1 protein-coding gene is annotated in these 1,513 nt (G+C 63.5%); it reads right to left on the reverse strand.

What is annotated here, in order from left to right:
• Positions 1 to 37: 37 nt before the first annotated feature.
• Positions 38 to 1,051, reverse strand: a complete 1,014-nt coding sequence (locus QWJ39_RS16245) for an IS30 family transposase (RefSeq protein ID WP_290258932.1) — start codon at positions 1,049 to 1,051, stop codon at positions 38 to 40.
• Positions 1,052 to 1,513 lie beyond the last annotated feature (462 nt).

Here is a 1,513-nt window from a genome sequence, read left to right on the forward strand (position 1 = left end):
GGGCGGTTTCTAGTGGTCGTTGCAACACTGCTGGTGGCTAGGTAGCTAGTAGTAAATCACGCAGACGCTCGGCCGGGGTATCCCAGCCGAGCGTTTTGCGTGGGCGGCCGTTGAGTTCCTGGGCGACGTGTTCGAGGTCTTCGGGACCGTAGACGGAGAGGTCCGTGCCTTTGGGGAAGTACTGGCGGAGGAGCCCGTTGGTGTTCTCGTTCGAGCCGCGTTGCCATGGGCTGGCCGGGTCGCAGAAGTAGACCTGCATGCCGGTGGCCATGGTGAAGGATTTGTGTCCTGCCATTTCCGCACCTTGGTCCCAGGTCAGGGACCCGCGCAGGTGCTCCGGGAGGGTCGTCATGGTTTTGATGAGTCCGTCGCGGACGGTTTCGGCGGTGTGGTCCCCAGGCAGGTGGACGAGCAGGACGTAGCGGGTGGTGCGTTCGACCAGGGTGCCGATCGCTGACTGGTTCAGCGCACCGGTGATGAGATCTCCCTCCCAGTGGCCCGGCACGGCCCGGTCCTCGATCTCGGGTGGGCGCTCGGAGATCATGATCATCGGGTCCACGAACCGGTGCCGGCGTTCGTCGTCTTTGCGGTGGGGTTTGCGGCGTGCCCGTCCGGTCCGAAGCGCGTTAGCGAGTTCACGGCGAAGGCCGCCGCGGCCTTGAAGGTAGAGCGCTTGGTAAATGGTTTCGTGGGACACGCGCATCTCCTGATCATGGGGAAAGTCTTTGATCAAAGTGTTGCTGATCTGTTCCGGAGACAACCGCAGGGCCAGTTTGGCTTCGACGCGGGCGCGCAGCCTGGGTATGGTGAGCAGCTTGCGTTCCTTTGGACGGGGACGCCGGCTGGCGGCCTTCCGTTGAGCTGCATAGGGCTGGTATCCGCCTCCGGGTGAGCTGTTGCGGGTGATCTCCCGGCTGACCGTCGAAGGCGCCCGTCCCAGCACTGTGGCGATGGTTCGCAGGGACGCCCCGCTGGCGCTGAGGTCGCGGATCGATTCGCGTTCCTGCAGCGACAGGAATCGGGCATCCAGCGGCTTGTCCAGGGCCGCGATGCGGGGAAAGGGGGCGGTGCCGGCGGCGGCATCCTCGCTGAGAACAGTCTTCACACCCCGTGTGTAGTCGACCGTCACACCGTTTGGATAGATCCGCCCGTTCTTGATCTTGCGGACCCCTTTGTCCCAGCCTTCGGCGGTTCGCAGGTGCACACCCACGTCCCGGGCGGCCGCCCGCAAGCCCACCCCGGATTGTCGCAAGCGGAGAAACTCCGCGCGTCCCGGATGCACCGGCCGTTTACTCTTCAGACCCTTTTTCCGCACCCACCGAAAGCAGGTATCTCTGCTGAAGCCAAGTTCGGCGGCGGCAACGGTGACACTGCCCGAACGGTCGAATGCAACAAAAAATGCTGCTTTCTCCTGATCCGAGTACCTCCGATGGCACTTCGATTCACCACTTAAACGCGACACGGTCGTTGCAACTCCCAATAACGGGTGTTGCAACGACCGCTAGAAGCCGCC

Source organism: Arthrobacter sp. YD4 (assembly GCF_030410515.1).
GTDB lineage: Bacteria > Actinomycetota > Actinomycetes > Actinomycetales > Micrococcaceae > Arthrobacter.